At 60.0% G+C, this 20,039-nt stretch carries 14 protein-coding genes and 3 pseudogenes; 10 read left to right on the forward strand and 7 right to left on the reverse strand.

Annotated elements, in window-relative coordinates:
• Positions 1 to 84 precede the first annotated feature (84 nt).
• The gene (locus MFF62_RS20020; protein WP_238264874.1) at positions 85 to 3,105 is read right to left on the reverse strand and encodes an autotransporter family protein; all 3,021 of its coding nucleotides are present in this window, start codon (positions 3,103 to 3,105) and stop codon (positions 85 to 87) included.
• A 1,158-nt stretch (positions 3,106 to 4,263) separates the two neighbouring features.
• Here MFF62_RS20020 and MFF62_RS20025 point away from each other — a divergent pair.
• From MFF62_RS20025 to MFF62_RS20050, 6 genes are all read left to right on the forward strand, one after another.
• On the forward strand, positions 4,264 to 4,917 hold the full coding sequence (locus MFF62_RS20025; RefSeq protein WP_238264875.1) for a carboxymuconolactone decarboxylase family protein: 654 nt from the start codon (positions 4,264 to 4,266) through the stop codon (positions 4,915 to 4,917).
• Between the two features lie 8 nt (positions 4,918 to 4,925).
• Entirely contained in the window at positions 4,926 to 5,345 is a 420-nt protein-coding gene (locus MFF62_RS20030) for an NUDIX domain-containing protein (RefSeq protein WP_238264876.1), read from the forward strand.
• 408 nt (positions 5,346 to 5,753) lie between these two features.
• Positions 5,754 to 6,077 (forward strand): H-NS histone family protein, encoded by a 324-nt coding sequence (locus MFF62_RS20035; RefSeq protein WP_238264877.1) that lies wholly within the window; start codon positions 5,754 to 5,756, stop codon positions 6,075 to 6,077.
• A gap of 420 nt (positions 6,078 to 6,497) precedes the next feature.
• Positions 6,498 to 6,785, forward strand: coding sequence for a hypothetical protein (locus MFF62_RS20040; RefSeq protein WP_238264878.1), 288 nt, complete (start codon positions 6,498 to 6,500; stop codon positions 6,783 to 6,785).
• A 209-nt stretch (positions 6,786 to 6,994) separates the two neighbouring features.
• Positions 6,995 to 7,243: a hypothetical protein gene (locus MFF62_RS20045; protein WP_238264879.1), complete on the forward strand. Its 249-nt coding sequence runs from the start codon at positions 6,995 to 6,997 to the stop codon at positions 7,241 to 7,243.
• Between the two features lie 147 nt (positions 7,244 to 7,390).
• Positions 7,391 to 10,876 carry an ATP-binding protein gene (locus MFF62_RS20050; protein ID WP_238264880.1) on the forward strand — a complete coding sequence of 1,162 codons (3,486 nt, stop codon included), beginning with the start codon at positions 7,391 to 7,393 and terminating at the stop codon, positions 10,874 to 10,876.
• Between the two features lie 497 nt (positions 10,877 to 11,373).
• On the opposite strand, the gene MFF62_RS20055 is transcribed toward MFF62_RS20050, so the two are convergent.
• The 3 genes from MFF62_RS20055 to MFF62_RS20065 form a co-directional block, all read right to left on the reverse strand.
• The gene (locus MFF62_RS20055; protein WP_238264881.1) at positions 11,374 to 13,443 is read right to left on the reverse strand and encodes a Kelch repeat-containing protein; all 2,070 of its coding nucleotides are present in this window, start codon (positions 13,441 to 13,443) and stop codon (positions 11,374 to 11,376) included.
• A 1,025-nt stretch (positions 13,444 to 14,468) separates the two neighbouring features.
• Positions 14,469 to 14,744 carry a hypothetical protein gene (locus tag MFF62_RS20060; protein WP_238264882.1) on the reverse strand — a complete coding sequence of 92 codons (276 nt, stop codon included), beginning with the start codon at positions 14,742 to 14,744 and terminating at the stop codon, positions 14,469 to 14,471.
• A gap of 593 nt (positions 14,745 to 15,337) precedes the next feature.
• Positions 15,338 to 16,591 (reverse strand): lactonase family protein, encoded by a 1,254-nt coding sequence (locus MFF62_RS20065; RefSeq protein WP_238264883.1) that lies wholly within the window; start codon positions 16,589 to 16,591, stop codon positions 15,338 to 15,340.
• A 519-nt stretch (positions 16,592 to 17,110) separates the two neighbouring features.
• On the opposite strand from MFF62_RS20065, the pseudogene MFF62_RS20070 reads away from it, so the two are divergent.
• Positions 17,111 to 17,291 (forward strand): annotated as a pseudogene (locus MFF62_RS20070) (transposase); the annotation flags it as partial.
• 304 nt (positions 17,292 to 17,595) lie between these two features.
• On the opposite strand, the gene MFF62_RS20075 reads toward MFF62_RS20070, so the two are convergent.
• From MFF62_RS20075 to MFF62_RS20085, 3 genes and pseudogenes are all read right to left on the reverse strand, one after another.
• Complete coding sequence (locus tag MFF62_RS20075) at positions 17,596 to 17,883, reverse strand: BrnA antitoxin family protein (protein WP_238264884.1); 288 nt, start codon at positions 17,881 to 17,883, stop codon at positions 17,596 to 17,598.
• Complete coding sequence (locus tag MFF62_RS20080) at positions 17,867 to 18,040, reverse strand: BrnT family toxin (protein ID WP_238264885.1); 174 nt, start codon at positions 18,038 to 18,040, stop codon at positions 17,867 to 17,869. The genes MFF62_RS20075 and MFF62_RS20080 overlap by 17 nt, the downstream gene beginning before the upstream one ends.
• 324 nt (positions 18,041 to 18,364) lie before the next feature.
• Positions 18,365 to 18,660: pseudogene (locus MFF62_RS20085) on the reverse strand (arsenate reductase (azurin) large subunit); the annotation flags it as partial.
• Positions 18,661 to 18,789: 129 nt separating this feature from the next.
• Between MFF62_RS20085 and MFF62_RS20090 the strand changes: the two are divergent.
• From MFF62_RS20090 to MFF62_RS20100, 3 genes and pseudogenes are all read left to right on the forward strand, one after another.
• The gene (locus MFF62_RS20090) at positions 18,790 to 19,125 is read left to right on the forward strand and encodes an ArsR/SmtB family transcription factor (protein ID WP_238264886.1); all 336 of its coding nucleotides are present in this window, start codon (positions 18,790 to 18,792) and stop codon (positions 19,123 to 19,125) included.
• Positions 19,122 to 19,601, forward strand: a complete 480-nt coding sequence (locus tag MFF62_RS20095; RefSeq protein ID WP_238264887.1) for an ArsI/CadI family heavy metal resistance metalloenzyme — start codon at positions 19,122 to 19,124, stop codon at positions 19,599 to 19,601. Before MFF62_RS20090 ends, MFF62_RS20095 begins: the two co-directional genes overlap by 4 nt.
• Positions 19,592 to 20,021, forward strand: a pseudogene (locus tag MFF62_RS20100) (arsenate reductase/protein-tyrosine-phosphatase family protein). Before MFF62_RS20095 ends, MFF62_RS20100 begins: the two are co-directional and overlap by 10 nt.
• The last annotated feature ends 18 nt before the right edge of the window (positions 20,022 to 20,039 follow it).

The raw sequence follows: 20,039 nt of genomic DNA on the forward strand, positions 1-20,039 counted from the left end.
GTCGGCCGATCAGCGAGCGGTACGTGCCATGAGGGCGCACGGCCCCGCGCCAGCAGGCGCGGGAGCCGGGCAAGCTCCCCGCCCTTACCAGCGATAGCGGAAGCCAAACTTCGCGCCAATCGCGTTGCTGTCGCCGAAGTTCTGCAAGCTCGTGCGCGCCAGCAGTTCTCCGTAGACCGTGTACCGGTCATCGTTCCAGTTCAACGATGCACCGATACCGAGGCCAGCCCACAGCGCCTGTTCCTTGCTGACCACGCTGATGTCGGCCACACGTGCTGACGTGCCGTGCAGGAAGTCGTAGTACAGGTTCGTGATGCCGTAGATGTGCGAGCGCTGCGTCTTGCCGTTGGCCGCCATCCACCTGGTCTCATGGTCCAGCGACACGCCCAGGCGCGAAACCAGGCTGTTGCCGTTGTCGCGCGACACGTTAGTGCCGTACTGGTCGGTGAACGCATCGAAGCGCACCTGCGACCAGGCCAGTTGGGCCTGCGGCGTGATCGACCAGTTGCCGCCCAGCGCGAGCTGGTGGCCGGCTTCCACGCTGGTGGCCACGCCGCTGCCCCGATTGCCGTTGGCCAGCTTGGTGGCCAGCGTCGACGAACGGATATCGGTGTCGTACCAGGTCAGCGTCGCGCGGGCATCGACATACGAGCCATTGTTGCCATACCACGTAGCCGTACCACCAAAGCCGTAGCCGGTAGCGTCGACCGAGCCGTTGCCGAACATCGACGACACGCTGGAGTTGGCAATGCCGTAGTGGAAGGTCGGCCCCACCACCAGCGTGCCGGACTGGTTCTGGATGACCGGTGCATCGACACCGCCCTCGAACTTCCACATGCGCACGTTGTAGCTGGCGCTGGTGGTGCTGGTGGACGGATCGATATGGGTGTTCGACCCTTCCACGCGCGCCCAGGCACCACGGCCGATGATCGGCTTGCCGGCTTCCTGCTCGGCCTGCACCGAGGCGTTGGGCGACCACGAACGGTTGCCCACGCGCTGCTGCAGCGTGCCCAGTTCGTTGAAGCGTTGCAGCACACTGGAATAGGCTTCATACAGGGGGACCGTCGGGGCCAGCAGCGGGCCGGAAGCCGCCGCCGCTGCCGTGCCGACCGAAGCGGGGTCGAGCAGCGTCGAACGCAGATACCAGTCACCGTCCGTTGGCGTGGACGCGCCGTTCTTGTACAGGCGGTACGCATATGCGCCACCGACCACTGCCTGCTGACCCTGGAACGTATAGTCACCGGCCAGCGTGAAGGTGCCGTTCGACGCGCCCTGCACGTCGATGACCTTGATGCCTTCCGAGGTGAGTGCCCCGGTGCCGCCAACGTTGACCACCCGGAGCTGGCTAGTGCCCGAGGTGTCGCCGCTCACCAATAGGCGTCCCGTGGCCGAGCTATCACCGCCGAGTGCCGTGTTCACCCGCACCGTACCGCCATTGCCGATGTAGTTGCCCGCAATCGTCAGCACGCCAGAACCGCCGCCCGGCGTCACGGTGCCGGTGTTGGTGACGTTGCCAAAGATCGTGCCAGAGCCGGACAGCGTACCTGCCGCATTGACCGCCACCGGGCTGGTGATGGAGCCATCGATGGCCAGCGTGCCGAGGTTGACGGTGGTCGGCCCCGTGTACGTCTGGGCGGTGTTGAATACCGTGGTGCCCGTGCCGTTCTGCGCTACGCCGCCAGCGCCCGAGACGAGGTTGCTGAAGGTGTAGGTGTCAGACCGATTGAACGCCAGCGTGGCGCCATCGTTGACCACGACATTGCTGGTCAGGCTTCCGCTGGTGCCGCCGTTGCCAATCTGCAGCGTGCCCTGGTCAACCGTCCACGGCGCGGTGACCGTGCCGGTGCCGATCAGCGCCCAGGTGCTGGTGCCGGTTTTCGTAAAGGTATCGAAGAAGCGGTACTGGGCGGTATCGCCAATGGTCGAGATGTCGAACACGGCATTCGTGGCGCCGCCAAGGCGGAAGGCGTCGCTGGTGCCGGCGCCGGCGACGACGTTGCCGACGATGTTTGAGCCGGCCTGCAATTCCAGCGTACTGATACCGCTTGTGCCGAATTCGATGGCGTTCGCATTGCCGCTGCCGGCGCGAATGGTGCCGGAGTTTACGACCGTCAGCGTTGTGCCAGGGGCCAGAGCGTAGATGGCAACGTTCCCTGCGCCGCCCTCGATCAGTCCGGAGTTCTCGATGGTATTTGTGCCGCCGCCCACTCGAATTCCGCGGCCACCGCCTGCGCCTCCGCTCAAGTCGGCCCCGCCGCGAATCGTGCCTTGGTTGATTACACTGCCGGCGGTGCTGGTGTTCATCGTCACCCCCGCGCCGGCCATGCCGCCAGAAGCATCGCCGCCAACGATCAGGCCGGTGGCCGAATTGACGAGCGACGTCCCGACCGCCAGCGACACGCCGGTGCTGAATCCATTATTGGCGGCGGTAAAGCCTACCCCGCCGCCACCGCCCTTGATCGCCCCGTTGTTGATGATCATTGCGCCGGCACCGGCGGCGGAAACACCCGTACCGCCGCCTGCGCCGGTTGTCGATGCGGCGCCCCCCGTAATCGACCCGTTGTTGATGACGGTAGCGCCAGCGGCAGCGGCAAGGGAAACCCCCGTACCGCCGAGCATGCCGGCCCCCGATGCGTCGCCCCCTTTGATCGAACCGTTGTTGGTGAGCGTCAGGGCGGCACCGCTCACGAAAACACCCGCGCCGCCGGCAAAGGCTCCCGACGAGTCCCCGCCGGTGACCGTGCCGTTAACGGTGACCTGTGCGCTGGGACCTAGCAGCGTCAGCCCAGTGCCACCCTGGCCGGCTGAGCCCCCCAGGTAATTCCCATTGAATGTCCGGGGCGATGCCGCACTGAATGTGAACCCGGCAGCGCCCGAGTTTCGAATCAACGAAAACCCCTGCGTATCGAAGCTGACCGGCTTAACGGGCGAATTAAACGTCGAGGTGGAGGGCGTGGTGATCGTGATGTCGGCGATGAAGCGGATTGTGGCCGTCGGATCGCCATCGGTCATGGCAGCCCCGAGTGCCGCGCGAAGTTCGGCCTCGGTGCCGACTAGATATTCGGCCCCCGATGCACCCACCGGAAACAGCAGCGCGACGGCCAAGGTTATAGAGGACGTTTGCGGCGCGCGCGCGCGTACCTGCCGCATTCCACGACAAAAATTCGACTGCATTGAACTACCCCATTCCGTTTGTTTTATTTTGGATACAAAGTGATGCGGGGCAGATGGTAGATCACTTTGCGACCCGTTGCTTCATCAACAGATAACGTCCTGTCGCGAGCCAGCGACGTATCGCCCACGTATTGCCAACGTCACGAGAACGTATTAAAGGTGGAGTTCTAAACGTGAATTCTGACAGGCAGAATTCACGTCCCGCGGGCAATGTGCAGCGCCCAAATGAGGCCGCCACAGGTGGCCGAGGCACGTCCAGCGCAGGCTTGCGGGATGCGGCGTTGGGAGTGCGCACGTGCCGCGGGCGTATGGAGCGGAGTGGGCTCTATTTCCATAGCCAGCGAGACGGATGGCTGGTGGGTCCGCTTTACCGCCATTCGACACGGCCGCGCCAAATGACAAAGAAGGGTCCTAACAGAGGAGGGTCGCTCTGGCGCCAGCGGCCTGCGGAGGTAGCCCGAGTGCCAACTACGGCTAAAGAACCTTGGGGCGGCGGTAGCGCCAATCGTGCCGGATCGGCGTCAATATGATCATTCTCCACGTAACCGAACTTGGCTGGTACGCGGTTGTGCCAATGATCCAGACGATCAATGTGCCCATGGCTGTGTCGCGCTGACGGTAAAGGCGCAACCTAGTCTCCCCGCATGACGGCATATGGCCATTCAGCGCGGGCCCGTATTCCCCCGCGCGCAATATCCATCGACCATGGGATGGGCACCAGTGGGGCCGATGACAATTTTCAAAACCGGCAGAAGCGGTCGTTGGCGGTCTCTCACGACCGTTGCGCTAGGCACTGGCCTTCTCCAGCGCGACAGCGCTCGATTTTCATATTCGTTGCTTGGGCTCCTGATCTCGAGATTCGAATTCCTCAAGACGGCAGGATCCGCATGGTCGCAACGCATTGTTGAATGGATCGGAAGCGTTCTTGGCCTTGATGAGCAGTGTGCGCAAAGCCTTGATGGGCTGAATGGGATGGATGTAAGCGGACTGAGACGCAGGGTGGTAAGGTGCGGGCACCAGCGATTTCACGGGTCCGAGGCGTCACGGCCGGAGGAGACACTCGCTTGGCCACGATAAATGTCACTAGATATGATGAAGATTCGATACACCCTGTTCGCAGCCTTGGTTGGCCTCACTTGCATGGCCGGCACCGTATTGGCCGTGGAGGATCGTATGCCACCGATTCCCGCCGAAAAGCTTACCGACGCGCAGAAGAGGTCGATTGAGCTGCTTTCCGAAGGCACGCCCGCAGGCGGCGCGCCCAGGAATGTCAGTGCCGGTCCATGGGTGCCGCTGATGCGCAGCCCCGAGTTGCTGAATCGATTGCAGCGAATGGGCGCCTATCTACGCTACGAGAGCGCGCTGGAGCCTCGATTGAGCGAGTTCGTCATCTTGCTTACCGCGCGGCAGTGGAGCAATCAGTACGAGTGGCTCGCCCACCAGAAGCTGGCAGTCAAGGCAGGTGTGGCGCCGGCGGTCACCCAAGCAATTTCCGAGGGGCGCCGGCCCGTGGGCATGAATTCGGAAGAAGAGGCGGTCTACGACTTTATCGACGAACTGGAGCGCAACAAGAGTGTCAGCGACCCGACTTACGCCCGCATTAAGGAGAAGTTTGGCGAGCGCGGTGTGATCGACCTGATAGCCATCCATGGTTACTACAGCATGCTGGCTGCTGTGCTCAACGTGGCCCAGTCTCCGTTGCCCGGCAATGCCCCGCAACAAATCCCTGCGCTGCCGCGATAGCTATCGATATGACGGCCACCAAGCATGCTGCGGGGCTGGTAGTGGTGCGCCGGATCGCGGGCGAGTGGCATTTTCTGGTGCTGCGCGCCTATCGTAACTGGGATTTCCCGAAGGGGCTGATCGAGCCAGGGGAAGATTGCTTTACGGCTGCCTTGCGCGAAGCCACAGAGGAGACTGGCTTGTCAGCCCTGCAGTTTCCGTGGGGCGATGCCCATCGGGAAACCGTGCCCTATGCAAAAGGGAAGATCGCGCGCTTTTACGTCGCCCTCGCACCAAGCGGGGAGGTCGTGTTATCGGTCAGCCCCGAACTGGGACGCCCCGAACATCATGAATTTCGCTGGCTGCGATTCGAAGCTGCGCACGAACTTTTGCCGCCACGCCTGACGCCCATTCTGGCATGGGCCAATGAACTGATTGGCCATCCATGAGGTTCAGCGGCTGACAGCGCGAGAGCGCGACGATGGCTCGAGCCGCATTCGCGTATTTGCGCAGAATTGGCAACTTCGACAATGCCGTGGGATTCTTGTCGTTATCCAGTCTTTGTTTGCCGCGCCTTGGAGTCGCTAGTGTCATCCGCAGGGTGACCACCGTCTGAATTTCGGAGAATCAGCGCGCTAGGCATCACGACGTTGGCGTAAACCGGAAAAGTACGCGTGTTTAAAGGTGAGATATGGCGGCTAGTGCGTCGGGACGATCATTGGCAAGGGTTGAGGGAAGTGGTTTTCAGCGGATATCCTCGATCTACCGCTCTCAATCTTTGCTCATTCAGTCGATTGGGAGTTCGACAAAACGATTGCGCAGTACTACTGTTAAAGGGCTACCCAAATAGGAGTTATATGGCTACCTACAAGCAATTGCTGACGCAGAAAGAAGCACTGGAAGCTCAGATCGCACAAGCGCGGTCAACGGAAGTCGCAAACGTTGTCGCACATATCCACTCTCTGATGTCGGATTATGGGTTGTCAGTGGACGACGTCATGGGTAAGCGGCGCCCTGGCCGGCCTGCTGGAAGCGGGGCTGCCAAGGCGGCCAAGGCGGCAAGGAATCCGTTGCCTGCCAAGTATCGGGACCCGAAGACCGGCAAGACGTGGTCGGGTCGTGGCAGGGCACCTGGCTGGCTCGGAAAGAACCCGAAGCGATTCCTGATCGAAGAGGCGTAGGGAGCAGGTAGGGCCTGAAAAGCATGGCGACATGCCGGGCATGCCCGCTGCGGTATGGTTGCTTGTTCACGCAAGCATCGGCGGCACGCCATCAGACGTAGATCTGGGGCCTCCCATCTCTCAAGTCACACCCTCGTTCCTAGTCCGGACGGCCGTCAAGTATGCAAGGGCGCTCAGCTTCACGCCAACTGCAGCAACGGGACATCATTCAGCGTGGTGTGTGCTTGCAAGGACCGCCGCTTAGAAGCCCGCTGTGACGAAGCGGTTCACGGATTCGCTTTGCCTTCTATGGCCAGACGCTGCTTTGCCAGGCGCGGGTTGCTTGGCTGCATTCGAGTGTTGGCAGTGGCCGGGACACAACCCCGCTGGGCCGAGCACGTGTATGCTGGCAGAAGGAAGAACTCTGCTCAGGACGAGGCGATGGTCTATCCCATTGGACCCCGGATTGCATACATCGGCAATGATGTTGTCGTCCAATTTGACTATTTCATTGCCGGGCATAGCCAGACATTCGCGGTGACGCGCCAGGCGTTACAGGACCGCTTCGGACTTCACACCGAAGGGCTGTCCGAATCTCAACGGGATATCGCCCTGCACGAGGCATTTGTCGGGGGATGGGAACGCATTCGCAGCGTGGCTGCCCGCAAGGGCGGCAACCCGAGCGACACTCCCGTCGTGATGAGCTCTAATGATTTTCCGCACATTTGACCCCAAGCCGCTGTTGACAAATCGATGGTGAGTGCCTCGTTGGCTGCTACGACCTGGCGTATTTTCAGCGAGTCGGGGCTTGCGTTCGACGCAGATACAATCGGACGGATTCGCGAGGCCGCCTCTCGCGCATTTTCGGCAGTCCCAGGGCATTGTCTGACGTTGGAGGCCGATGGACCGGCCGTACGGATTCCCCGCGGCGGCGCATCGTGGCCGATGCCGACGAATGGGTTATACGTTTCGCACGCATCGCGTTGCAGGATGCCGATTACCGGATCGAGCATTTGGACGAAGACCGAGTCACATCTGGCACTGCATTGCTCGCGGCGCTTCAATCTGCCGGCGTCTCGAATACAGCTATTGAGAGTCACTGGGTGACCATCTGCTCCGGCAACGCCGAGTTTGCGTCAGCGATACACGCGTGCTGGGGAAGTCCGAAGGCCGCCTACGACATTTGAGGCAATCTGTGTTAGGGCAGTAGTGTTGCCCGCTGGCCCGTCCATATCACCGCGCCCCTTTTTATCGCCTGATCTTCCAGCTTCCAATGCTCAGGTGACGCACGTCAAGGCGTCCGTTGTCATCTTGCTGCAAGCTATGAGTGAAGCGTGGCCTGTTTGTCCCCGGCCACTCCCTTCACCGTCGTCATCCTCCATGCGGCAGCGTTCTTCGCCACGGACGACTTTCGGCCCAATTGTCGACCTCCCGTGCTTGCGACACCATTTGCCAAGCCTCCCTCGGAGATTCATCTCCTCCGCCACTACCAGCGGCGTCTCCTGATTGCCGGCGGCGGTCTGCTCAGTCTCGCCTTGCTGCTTGCTCTGGCCCTCACGATATGGACCGATGTCCGTGACTACATCGGGGAGGGGCGGGCAGTCTACAACGCCAGCAAGGCCATGTTCGAGCAAGAACTCGATAAGCGACATGCGGCGATGCGGAGCAACGTTGTACGGGCTGAACTGGTATGGCAGGCAACCGGGGCAGGCCGGTCTATTGACGATTTCCATACCGGGGTGCTCATTACGCGTCGAGATTCGTCACTGGTCCAGCAACTGCATCTGGGCAACGTCTCGCCAACGCAACCGGCGAGTCGGTTCGCGCGATATCTGGCATTTAGCGACAAGATGGCCTACACCATGACCGCTAACGCGCAGGAGTACGGCATGCCATTTGCCGGCTACATGATCGCGCCCGCGCACGGTTTCCTGTCCATGGCGTGGCCGCAATCGGGCTGGAGTGAAGCGGCGACCTTGGATCCAGACAACGCCGCGCAGCTCATCGAGCGCCTGGCGCCGGACATGCGCGCGATCCATGACGGGAAAGCACCGACTGAGCGAGTCATATTCTGGGAGGGACCGATTGATGATCCGCTCAGCAAAGCGCGAGCCGTCAGATTGATTGCACCGGCCTTCGACAAGGCAAACATCTTTGCCGTCTTCGTGAGCAGCATCCCTGTGGCTGAAATCTCGGATTGGTTGCGCGCATCGAGTCACGATGGCAGTTTCATGGTCTTTGATGCAACGGGGAACCTGTTGGGAAGTACGGCAGGGGACACGGGCATCGATTCTGGCTTGCCGATGCGGGTGGTGAGTTCCGGCGTTTGGCGGGAGAAACTTGAGTCCTCTGACTACCTGTTTCGCGATGGAGTCTTCAGTATCAGCGAGCTATTGCCCAGCACTGGCTGGTCCGTCGTCTACGCGTTCTCATGGAAGACCATCCTGGCTGCGCGCGCAAGCTTTCTCACCGGTCACATCGCGGGAGCGGCGCTATTGATGGGCTTGCTGTGGGCATTGATCCTGGCTTATCTGCGCAAGGTGTTGAATCCCTTGCTACGACGTTCGCAAGAAGTCTTCGACAGGGAAATGCTCAATCGCGCGATCGTTGACGCGGCACCCAGTGGCTTGTGTCTGATATCAAATGAAGACGGGCGGGTGTTGTTGGGAAACCATGCGCTCGCTGCCTATATGTGCGAGGGGGAACCCATCGAGAGCCGACTGCTGAAGTTGGGCCGCGTGACACCGCGTGAGGGTAGGGCACAGCTCACTGTGGCGAAGCCTACAGCAACGCATGGGCAGGCGCAGCGATGCGATACCCACGAACTCGGGATCACCACGCGCGACGGCGTGCTGCGACATCTCCTCGTTAGCGTCGTCCATACGCGCTTTCTTTCCGACGAGGCGCTGCTCTGTGCGGTTACCGATATCACAGAGCGCAAACAACTCGAGAAGAATTTGATCGACGCGCGGCAAGCCGCAGAGGCGGCCAGTGGTGCAACGGCGACGTTCCTGGCCACCATGAGTCACGAAATCAGGACGCCCTTGAACGGCATTCTGGGCAACCTCGAACTGCTGAGCCACTCGAAGCTCGACTCGCTGCAACGCGACCGGCTGCTCACGATTGATCGATCGTCACGCGCGTTGCTCGACTTGATTGGGGACATCCTGGACTACTCGAAGATTGAATCCGGCCAACTGACACTTGAGCGAGTGGACTTTGATTTGGTCGAGATGGTAGAGACGGCGATATCGATCTTTGTGCCTGCAGCCAAAGCAAAAGGCTTGAAGATTTACTACGACGTGGCTCTGGACATCGGGCAGTCTTACATTGGCGACCCCACCCGAGTGCGACAAATCCTGGTGAACTTGCTTAGCAATGCAGTGAAGTTCACCGACGCGGGCGAGATTTCTGTAAGCCTGGATTCCGTAGCGTTGAATGGGGAGGCATTGGATCCCACGGGCCCCATGGTATGTCTGCAAGTGGCCGATACCGGGATTGGCATGTCTGAAGCGGTACAGGCACGGCTGTTCAGCCCCTTTGAGCAGGGCGACCCCTCCATGACGCGCCGGTACGGCGGCACTGGCCTGGGCCTGGCCTTGTGTCAACGCCTGTGTCTGGCAATGGGCGGCTCCATCGATGTGGACAGCCGCCCCGGCCATGGCTCCAGGCTAACCGTAAAATTGCCGCTTGTGGCGCAGCATAAGAAAACGCCACCGCCCTTGCGGTTGGCTGATGTTGTGGTGCATTGCGAGGCCCCGTCTTGGCGTGCACATCTGCGTCGATACCTCGAGCATTGGGGACTTCGATGCGCGTGTCCGACTTCATCGACAGCGTCCGCGCAGTCAAATGCGATTGCGGTGCAGTTTGTCGCGAATCAGGCAGCTTCGTCCTGCGAGCCGTGCGGGGCGGGCATGCTGCAGTCGGTGAGCACGATCATTCTGTCGGAAGACGGGCCCCGTCATCCTGTGACGCAGAATAACCATGTATTGCTTTCCTGCTATTCCCTGTCCGGCTTGCGGCAGGCGCTGCATCTCGCGCAAAACTTCGTTACCCGCGGTGGGCCGCTCGACTCCTTGCCTGACACACGTGCCGCGTCAGTGCCGCTGATTCTCGATAAACGTGCCGAGGCTGACAAGATGCGCGCCCTCGTTATCGAAGATCATCCGGTCAACCGGGAGTTGCTGCGCGACCAGCTCGCGCTCATGGGTGTTGATGCTGTGGTTGTTGCAAGTGTGCGCGAAGCATTGCAACGCTTTGCCAGCGATATGTTCGACATCGTGCTGACTGACTTGTCCATGCCGGGGACAGACGGCTATACGCTCGCGAGGATGCTCCGTGCGCAGGGAGCGACGTTGCCGATTATCGCCATCACCGCCCACGCCTCACAGGATCACCGGGATCGATGCATTGGCGCCGGAATCAACGATGTCCTGGTGAAACCGGTCACGCTGGATCAACTCGGCCTTGCGGTCGGACGTTACGTCCGCAAAGGCCAAGGGGACGCGTCGGACCGAAGCCTCCTCACGGCGCCGCGTGCGTCCAGGCGTGTGCTGGCATTGCTCAAATCATCGACTATGGCTTCGTTTGAAAGGGTTGCTGCCACGTCTCCCAAATGGGATTGGGACGTGGTCGCGGACGAACTCCATTCAGTCAAAGGCGCCTACGCGGTGATGGGTTATGTCGATGTTGTCGAACACTGTGTCCGGCTACAGGCCAGGTGCGAGGAAAAGTCCCCGGAACACTTTCGCGAGGCCTTCACGCAATTGCAGCATCTTGTTTTCGACAAGATCGACGCGGCATTCGAAGCCGCAGAATAGGGCGGATATCCTTTTCTTCAAAAAGTGGATTAAAAGCCATATTTATGTCTATTGCCTTGGAGGTTTCTACTAGAAACCCTAAGGAAACAGGCACTTAGGGAATTGAGTTGCACTGATGCCATTGATGGGTTCTGCAAGATATTAAAATAAACGCAATTAACGGCCATGCATTCATTGCCACCACGAACCCAAGGTGCAGCAAAAGGGGCCGAAATCCCTTCGTCAGATCAGGCCGCGTTCGGCTAGCAGCGACGGCCGGAAAACTGGAATTGCAGGCGGATCGCCTGTGGGATGACGTAGTTCTCCGGTTCTTCCGCGGCTTGCCTTAACGAAACCGGATCGCAGCCTCGATTCTCTTCAAAGCTTCTAAGGGCTTTTGTTAGGGAGCAGCGGCAGCACAAGCGCGGGCACCTTGCGCGGCTGCTTGGACTTGCGCCGCGTCCCTGGCCTGGAAGGCTTCGCCCTTCAGGCCAGGGACGCGAACGGCTTAAGGTGGCCTATTGGAACAATTCACCAGTAGCCAGGGACACGCCGACGCGCGATCCTCCCACGATCAGGACCCGGCCATCCCGCAAAACGGTGGCGGTGTGGAGGCTGCGTGCCTCTGCCATCCCAGGCGCAGCAGTCCAACTGTTGTCGGTAGCACTGTAGAGTTCTGTGCTGGTAAGTGTTGCAGAGTTTTGCTCTCCGCCTGCAACAAGTACCCGACCATCAAGCAGTGGGACGAGCCTGAAACTCGAGCGCGGGACAGCCATACTAGCTACGGTTACCCAGTTATTTGAGGCGACGTCATAGCGTTCGACACTGCCGAGATCGTCTGCGTTCCTGCCGCCGGCGACCAGCACCGTGCCATCGGCCAGTGAGGCCATTTGAAATCTCGAGCGGCTCACCGACATGCTCGCGACCGCAATCCATTGATTGATCGCCGGGTCGTAGATTTCCGCACTTGCCTGCGGGCCCAAGTTGTTGGCACCACCGGCCACGAGTACGCGGCCATCTGGCAGCAGTGTTGCAGCGTGATAGATGCGGAATGTCGACATGTCCGCCGCTGCTTCCCATGTATTTGTTGCGGGGTCAAAGATTTCGGCACCTCGACTACCGACCGGGTAGGATTGGTCTGCACCGCCCCCCGCTACGAATACGCGACCGTCGGCCAGCAAGGTTGCGGTATGGCCGAACCGGGCCTGATGCATGTCGGGCAGTGGTACCCAGTTCTCGCTGGAAGGGCTGTAATATTCGGCGCTGGCGATGCCAGACGCGTTGCCCCCGCCAGCGACCAGTACACGGCCATCAAGCAATCGTGTGGCTGTGTGATTAGCCCGAATGGCATTCATCTGGGCGCCCTCATGCCATTGATTGGACGCCGGATCGTAGAACTCGGTGGTGTTCAGGGACGCAGTGCTCTGGCCCCCCGCAACAAGCACGCTGCCATCGAGCAAGAGGGTTGTGGTGTGATGGTTTCGCGCCGTTGCCATGCTGCCAGCCGGCATCCACACGCCGGCATAGTCCGCTTGGATAGTAGTGATCGCGATCTGAGCGGTCGTGTCACCTGCAGCGTTGCTGGCTGTGATGGTATAGGCCTGCCTGTCCTGAAGAACCGTCGGTGTGCCACTGATGACACCGCTGTGCACATCCATGCTCAGACCGGCAGGAAGCGCGGGCGAAACAGCATAAGCACCGATATCGCCGCCCATTGCCGTGGGATGGTTTGCCGTGATTGGCTGACGCACGAGATAGATTGCGTCCACATTGCTGTAGGTCAGATTCGATGGCGGGCTCACCTGGTCACGCACCTCGACATTCAGCTCGATGGTTACGGCTCCTTCGCTGTTGCTGCCGGTGACTGCGTAGTCAGCGGCGGCAGTGATGGCGCTTGGCGTACCGCTAAGGACCCCTGTCTGAGGATCGATCACCAGTCCATCAGGCAGTGCCGGCGTCACGGTGTAAGCAGTGATCGCGCCGCCGGTACTGACCGGATGGTTGGGCGTTATCGCGTTGCCAACTGCGTAGACCACCGGATTGTTCGAATAGCTCAGACTTTCCGGGGCGGTAGGCAACGCTTTCACTTCGATGTCGAGTCGTGCGGTCGCGCTGCCTGCCGGGTTGCTGCCTGTCACGGTATAGACAGTGGCTCCCGTGGCAACGCTTGGAATGCCAGAGATGACACCGGAGTCAGGGTCAAGCACGAGCCCATCGGGCAGAGACGGCTCGACTGCGTAGTGATGAATTGCACCACCACTGCTCGTCGGTGTGTTGGGTACGATTTGGAGATCCACGGTATAGATGGCGTTGGGAGCCTGATAGTGAAGGCCCTCCGGCGGCTCTGTGAGATCTCCTGGGCGAAGTTCTCCGCCGTCGCCACTACCACCGCCTCCACCTCCACCTCCACCGCAACCAGCTACTGCAACACTCAAACAGAATATTGAAAAAAGATACTTCAGTCGCTTGCGCATGGCAGATCCCTCGTCAGTCAACGGAAATAATCCATGTTGAAGGGCGAGGCACTGCGGGGAAATCGGACTCGTCTTAAATGAAGGCTCAGCGGGTCGGACCGGTTCGAATTCCATGCAACCCGTGCAAATGGATGCCGCGCGTATTGCCAATGCAGCGGATAGTCTTCTCCGGATCAGGCTCAAGCCTGCAATCGTCGGTGACCTGCGCAGTCGAGCTATGGGTGGTCAATCCGCTCAATCTGTTTCGAGCGAAAGCCGGAGTTGTTTCGGGGGAGGGTGGTCCGATGCCGTAATCAACCTACGGACTATTGAGCGCTAAACGTGTGGAAGAGATCAGTGACGCTGAGATACTGATCCGAAGATGGCAGCGCCGACGAGACTCGAAGTCCGTATGCAGAGTTCGCAGTCCCAGGCATTATCGTCGACATCAGGCGGATGTCGGGTTCAGATGAGGTGAGCGGCACACCGACTCGCCCGCAACATCAGTGCGCCGCTCGAGGCCGCGGGGCGTTTCCCCCGCGAATGGATCCGGCGTTGCCGTTCGAACGGCGCCGCGCCCGGTCTTGGATTGCTCGCGAACCTCGCACGGTAAGGAAGTCCAAGCCTTCTGCAACGTTCGTAGGACTGCATTCCGGATCCCGTCTTCACCAGAGTTGGCACGCCAGACCTCGGAACCTATCCAGCGGGCCTTCTCCTGGCCCACTTGAGGAGAGGCCGGGCGTCGACACGTCATTCCATGCGGGGACCGTATGCATGAATTGACGATAAGGCATGCTACGTCGGCCCGTTTTGTCTTGTACTGATGTTCATCAATCTTCGCGCGCACACTCGCCGAAAGGTTACAAGCATGGACGAATGGTGCAAAGGCATTTTCAAGAGGACCGGCATGCCCCCTGGGTGGGGAACAAGTGGCACCGGCATGATCTGCGTTCGTGCCTGCAAGCTTCTGGCAAATTTCGCCCATTAGCCGCTTCATGGCCATTGCCTGTAGATGTTTCTGCAGGCGCTACCCAGACTTTCGTGATGCGCGCATGCGCTGCGTTCTGCGAGAAACGAATACGGGGGCCCTACGTGTACGTTGTCGTAGCTCAAAAAGCGTCTAGTGCAAATTCGTTAGCAGCGTTTGCCGAGCGCTCACCTCATTCAAACTCCAGAATAACGTCAGCAATGCGCTGGCCGAAATGGAGTGCCGCCTGTTCCGCTGAATCACGGGTGAAATAGTCGCATTCGTCCCTGCCATCGCCGTCATATTGGGAATCAACCGACGGAACTGCGCTTCGCCCGACGGCCACTAGATAGCCCCATTTCGGCCCTGGAAGGCGACTTTTTGTAGAACTGTCGGCGAGCTGAAACGCTAAGGCGTGGATATATAGGCCTCGATGCGGAGCAGTGATCCAGCGTGGTCGTTCACTCATGGCGGCACTCCGTCAGTTGTACTCTGTTGGGCTTTGTCCAAGGAAGCAATATATCAACTGATGATATGTCGTCACATCATCCAAACGGCGCGGTTCCAATGGCTGTAGGGTTAACCATTTAGAGGTTACTGATGCGTGGTGTAACGCGTCGTCTGCGCCCGTAAGAGCGTTCCTGGCATCGGCTCTGTGGCGCAGACATACCGGTGGAGTGCATCAGCGATTTTCGATTCCAGCCGCATGCCGACATCGACCTACCGCGCCCCCGCAAAGCGACTATGGCATGTGCAGGATCGACGCTGCTTCGGCATGTTGCAAGACCAGCTATATCGAATAATGGGACGATCGTTTGACAGCTTGCTGTAGAGGGGTAGTGTTGCTGGCTTGAGGCGTTAGAGCTGGCAAGGGGCAGGGGCGCCAAATGAAATTGCGCCGCGGCTGCGCAGCGTCTGTCCCATGGTGTCCGGGGCCGTGCGGCGGCGGTATCCGCCGTCATACCGTCGGTGGCACACGGTACGGCGACGCGTGAGATCCCCGTTGAGGTCAGGAGACCGCCGTGCTCTCGCTTCGCCGTTTCGCGTGAGAGGTCTTGGCGATCAGTGCGTCGCCGCGTACCGGGTTGTAATTGAAGTGGGTTGATTTCCCGTGCTGACAGTTGCCGTTGCCATCGGGGTGAGTGCGCCGTTGGCATCGATCACGTACTGCGAGATAGTGTCACTCGCTGAATTCGCCGCGTAGGCATACTTTCCAGTTGCATCCACGGTGATGGATTCCGGAAGAATGCCAGCGCCCACGCTAGCTACCAGCAAGGGTGTGAGCGCGCCGTCGGCACCAATCGCAAACTGCGAGATCGTATTAGTCCCACCGTTTGCCACGTAGGCATACTTGCCAGTCGGGTGCACGCTGACGGAATTAGGCGAGGAGCCGGCACCGGTGCTGACACTGGCCGTCGCCATTGGCGTGAGTGCGCCATCAGCACCGATCATGTACTGCGAGACATTACTACTCGCTTGATTCGAGACATAGGCATACTTTCCCGACGGATCTACGGTGACGGCCCAGGGAACGGTGCCGGTGCCGACACTGGCCGTAGCCATCGGCGTGAGCGCACCGTCCGCGCCAATCGTAAATTGGGAGACGGTATTGCTCAAGTAGTTGACGACATAAGCGTACTTGCCAGACGGATCCACGGTGACGGTAGTCGGGTTGGATCCAGTACCGACAGTCGCCGTTGGCATGGGTGTGAGTGCGCCGTCTGCGCCAATCGTGTACTGCGATACGCTGGTCCCACCTCTGTTCGCCACATAGGCATACTTGCCAGATGGATGCACGGTGACGGACTGAGGGGAGGTGCCCGTGCTGACACTGGCTGTGGCCATGGGCGTGAGTGCGCCCTCGGCACTAACCGTGAACTGCGACACGGTACTGCTCAAAACGTTCGCAACGTAGGCAAAGGTTCCAGTCGGATCCAAGGCGATGGAAAATGGCCCGGAGCCCGTGCCGACACTAGCCGAGGTAAGGGGAGTGAGCGTTCCGTCGGCGCCAATCGAGAACTGCGAGACTGTGTTGTCCGACGCGTTTGTCACATAGGCATACCCGATGCGCGAGCAGGTCACAGCGATGCTGATGACGTTGCTTGTGGCGACCACGCCTGCTCCGTTGGAAACCACGCAGGTCTGTCCCTTGGGTTGCGTACCGACGCTGACGGCGTAGCCGGTGCCTGATGTCACGCTGGTGGCGAAGCCGAAGGTGCCGTTGGCGTTGACAGTCAGCGCGTCGCCGCTTTTGTTCAGCAATGTTACCTGGGTGTCTTTGACAAGACCGGAAATCGTGCCGCCTACCGAATACATTGCGGCTGGTGCCGATGGCGTCGGCCCGCTGGCGGCCGGCGGTGTCGATTCGACTGTGGCTGGCGCCGCGCTCTCGCCGTCCCCACCGCAAGCGGCCAAGGCCAGACACATGGACAAGGCAAACTGGCCTGCGCGCCATCTGGCAGCGTATGTCCAACCGAGTCGATTCACTGTTCGCATGACTCTTATTCCCGTAAATATTCTTGATTGCTTTTTATCTATCTTTGCGACAGCGCCCGACCCTGGGGCGCCTTGCGCGCGAGTCTAGCAGAGGGGGGAGGTTCCCAGCATCCCCTATTGTGGGGGCAAGTGCATGCTTGCTCTGTGCCCGGACCCGAATGGCCAGCCTCCGGTTGTGCCGCTTCCTGGCGTCCGCTGACTAGCGCTTTCCGAACACCTGTTCCAACTGACCAACGGAGTCGTTCGGTGCATGTCATCGTCATGCAGGTAGGGCGATGTCGTCGTGATGGAGGCGTTGCGTAGATTGTCACGCACGGTCGTTAGCGAAGCTCCTCGTGAGACGAATTCGCGCCGCACAAGCGCCATCGCTATGCTGCGGTGGTGGTCGATCCGATTGGACGCCGAGGGCTTTGGATCGGTCAGAGCGGCTCGCGCGAGACGGTATGAAGCTTCTTTGGCCAATTTCCCGGCAGGCGCGGCGGAGTGCATCGAGGCCGTCGCCATTGACATGACGACCGCTTAGGAACCGGAGATCCGCGAGCATTGCCGGCACCCGGAATTGCTCGTTTAACCAAAAAAGAAGCCCGCGGCAGTTCGCGCGCGGGCTTTGGACTGTCATCGTGGGGTCAATCACGACGTGACTTATTGTGGCGTGCACAATGAGTTTCGTCTTCCCCACTTCTGGGGGTGGAGCCTTATATCTCTGATCAAACAGCGATAGATTTGACCACTGAGCGGAGTGAACGCCCTGCTCAAGAACGTGTGTGCGTGCGCGCAGTTGTCGGCGCCGCAGCGACGTCAGGCGCTGTCGTCGCTGCGCTTTCTCATGGCCGATGCGTCGTCAGCCAATCCTTCAACGCATCGTTCATCCTGGTCTGCCAGCCATCGCCGCTCGAGCGAAACGCATCCAGTACATCTGCATCATAGCGGATGCTGACCAGTTCCTTCGTGCTGGCGAGCCTGGGCCGGCCCCGACCTCGTTTGGCGGGCGGCTGCATGGCGCGCATCTGTTCGGCTGATACCTCGAAGGTGTCCGGATCTTCCGCGATGCCGCGATTGATTGCCGCGTCTTCCTCGTCCGTCGGCATGACGATCTTAGGTTTGTTCGACATAGTCGGTCACCTCACGTTTGTTTGCCTTGCGCAGGCTGATGATGTGCATTGCTTCGCCGCGCTGGGTGAACACTACACAGTACAGCCGACCACCGGTGATCCCGAACCCGATCTCGCGCACTTCGCAGTAGTCGCGGCGGTCATCGACACCTGCCATGACGTGGGGCCAGTCCAACATAGATGCCAGCGCCAGCGATACGCCGTGCTTGGCTCAGTTGGTGACGTCCTTGGAAGGGTCGTACGTGATCTCCATGCATCTAATTGCAGCTACGAATATTCAGGGAGGCAAGGAATATTTGTAGCTACGCTTTTAAGCTGATCCCGGCATGTGACCCGAATCCTGAGTGCAATCTGGGCTGGCATACCGTCAAATCGATAGACAAGGCGCGTCTGCATGAGGCGGTCGTCGAGACGTACCCGTCTAGCATCCGCCACCCGGCCATGGACGAATTCGCGCTGCTGGATCTCGGCGCGGTCCCGTGACCACGTCACCCGCCTCAATGCCCTGCGACTTGGCGTCCCCCGGACTCAGCTCGATAAACGCCATGGGGTATCGCCCCTTGACGAAGCCGTTGTACTGATCGTGGTACGCGGTCTGCCAGATCTCGACTTGCCCTTCAGATCTGCCACCGTCTTCGGCAACCCTGGCCACAGAGACGGCTTGCATTCCGCCTTGCCGTCCTTCGTGTCGAACTTGCCATCGACATAGAGCATCTTCGTGCCGACCAGCTTGTCGTTGGCGTATTCCTTGATCGGGAGCTGGGCGCCATTGGGTCCATGGAAGACTACAAGCGGAAGGTCAGCTTCAAGGACCGGCGCTCGTTCAGCACGCAAGACCTTTTAACGACTTGCGGCGTCACAAAAATTTCACTTCTAAAGTTTCCATTATTCGACTATAGTCGAATAATGGAAACACCTAACGCTCTCGAGGCGCTTGCTGCGCTCGCTCACTCAATACGTCTGTCCGTATTCCGGCTGCTCGTGCAGGCCGGCCCCGCAGGTCTGCCTGCCGGCCGGATTGCCGAACTCATGGAGGTACCGGCGTCGTCCTTGTCTTTCCACCTGAAGGAATTGCACCGCGCCGGGCTGCTATCGAGCCGCCAGGACGGTCGCTCCATCATCTACACCGCGCACTTCGAAACGATGAATGCGCTGCTGGCCTACCTCACGGAGAACTGCTGCAGTGGCAACCCGTGCTCCCCTGTGTCCACCTGTTCCGTCACCTCGGGGCCCCAATCATGAAACGCTTCCACGTTCACGTGAGCGTCGCCGACCTATCGGCGAGCATTCGCTACTACTCGGCCCTTTTCGCAGCCGAGCCCACGGTCGTGAAGGAGGACTACGCCAAGTGGATGCTGGAGGATCCACGCGTGAACTTCGCCATTTCGGCACGCGGTGCTGAGGTCGGGGTGGATCACCTGGGTTTCCAAACAGACGATGCGGCTGAACTGGCCGAACTGAAGCAGCAGGCAGAAGCCGCCGACATGGTGCTGCTTGACGAAGGTGAGACCACATGCTGCTACTCACGAAGCGACAAATACTGGATTACCGACCCGCAAGGGATCGTCTGGGAGCACTTCCACACGCTGAGGGACGTGCCCGTCTATGGTGAGTCTCGAAAGCTTGACGCCGCTCAGGAATCGGCCTGCTGCGCGCCGCGCGCGCCGAAAGGCAAGCCGATTGGCGTTGCCGTCAACGCCACGCCGTCCTGCTGCTAGAGAAGACCCATGAAAAAGAAAGAGACTACAACGTGCTGTTTATCTGCACTGGCAATTCGGCACGCTCGATCCTGTCGGAAGGCCTGATGAATCCTCCGGGCAGAGGACGATTCCGTGCCTACTCGGCACGCAGTCATCCGACCGGGACCGTGAATCCGCTCGCTCTGGCGCAATTGGCGCGCTACGACATAGAGACGCACGGCTTTCGCAGCAAGAGCTGGGATGAGTTTTCGCAAGACGGCGCACTGGGGTGTTCCCGATCCTGCCGCTTGCGAAGGGACCGCCGCGCAGAAACAGCAAGCCATCAATGACGCTGCCATTTCGCTCAAACGTCGCATCGAACAGTTCCTGGCATTGCCCCTGCCAAAACTGGATGCCGTTGCGCTCCATACGGCCGTCCGGGACATCGGACAGCAGTAACTCAGTCCGGCCCGCACT

Source organism: Cupriavidus pauculus (assembly GCF_022179805.1).
Lineage (GTDB): Bacteria > Pseudomonadota > Gammaproteobacteria > Burkholderiales > Burkholderiaceae > Cupriavidus > Cupriavidus pauculus_E.